Annotated in this window: 3 protein-coding genes; all 3 read left to right on the forward strand. The window is 61.8% G+C overall.

Annotated features, from left to right (window positions below):
- The coding region (locus tag ACFFXY_RS25285; protein ID WP_315913231.1) for a hypothetical protein at positions 1–278 on the forward strand (278 nt) is incomplete at its 5' end.
- Positions 268–612, forward strand: coding sequence for a MobC family plasmid mobilization relaxosome protein (locus ACFFXY_RS25290; protein ID WP_062955149.1), 345 nt, complete (start codon positions 268–270; stop codon positions 610–612). The genes ACFFXY_RS25285 and ACFFXY_RS25290, both read left to right, overlap by 11 nt.
- Positions 602–1,118, forward strand: a 517-nt coding sequence (locus ACFFXY_RS25295; protein ID WP_186806925.1) for a relaxase/mobilization nuclease domain-containing protein, incomplete at its 3' end; no start/stop codon positions are given. The genes ACFFXY_RS25290 and ACFFXY_RS25295, both read left to right, overlap by 11 nt.

A 1,118-nucleotide genomic window follows, 5' to 3' on the forward strand; every position in this document is an offset into this window, starting at 1 on the left:
CCCCGAAACCCGCTAACACCACTGACGCGCTGGCGCTTGTCCAACGCCGGAGCGACCCGGAAAACTTTTCCGTGCCGTCCGGCGTTTGCGAAGGAGGGATAATGCAGAAGCCGAAGAAGAAGCCGCTCGTCGTAAAAAAAAGATCCTGGCATCCGGCAGTGATGGCAAATCTGATGCGTCAGGCACAGGAGGAAGATTACCGCCGGGAGCAGATGGCAGAGCTTGAGCGTTCAGCCCGGTCACATTTTGCGGATATCGGAGGAGAGGATGGCGGTTAAGCGTACCCGTTTTTTAGGTATCCGGGTGACCGATGGGGAGTACCAGCAGCTGCTGGAGCGCTGCAATGGAAGGCAACTGGCGGTGTGGATGCGGGAAACCTGTCTCGATACGCGCCCGGCGCGGTCGTTGCGGCTGCCGTCCATCGATCCGGTTTTGCTGCGCCAGCTTGCCGGGATGGGGAACAACCTCAACCAGATCGCCCGGAAAATTAACGGCGGCCAGTGGTCAGGCGCTGACCGGGTTCAGGTGGTGGCCGCGCTGATGGCCATTGATGCCGAACTCGAGCGGCTGCGGCATGCCGTGCTGGAAAAGGGGGCAGACGATGATCGTTAAGTTTCATCCGCGAGGGCGAGGCGGCGGTGCCGGGCCGGTGGATTATCTGCTGGGGAAAGACCGCCAGCGCGACGGGGCCATCGTCCTGCAGGGAAAGCCGGAGGAGGTCCGGGAGCTTATCGACGCCTCGCCCTACGCCAAAAAGTACACCTCCGGCGTCCTGTCTTTTGCTGAACAGGATTTACCGCCCGGCCAGCGTGAAAAGCTGATGGCGAGCTTCGAGCGGGTTCTGATGCCCGGACTCGATAAAGACCAGTACAGCGTGCTGTGGGTTGAACACCGGGACAAGGGGCGGCTGGAACTGAATTTTCTGGTACCGAACACGGAACTGCTGACCGGCAGGCGTCTCCAGCCGTACTACGACCGGGCAGACCGTCCGCGCATCGATGCGTGGCAGACCGTGGTGAACGGGCGACTGGGGCTGCACGACCCGAACGCACCGGAGAACCGGCGCGCGCTGGTGACGCCATCTTCGTTACCCAAAACGAAGCAGGAAGCCGCAGAGG

The sequence above is a fragment of the Glycomyces mayteni genome (genome assembly GCF_042428885.1).
Taxonomy (GTDB): Bacteria; Actinomycetota; Actinomycetes; order Mycobacteriales; family Micromonosporaceae; genus Glycomyces; species Glycomyces mayteni.

Excerpts from the sequence above, each read along its gene's own strand:
- ACFFXY_RS25290 (WP_062955149.1), top strand. The coding sequence starts at position 268 with ATGGCGGTTAAGCGTACCCGTTTTTTAGGTATCCGGGTGACCGATGGG.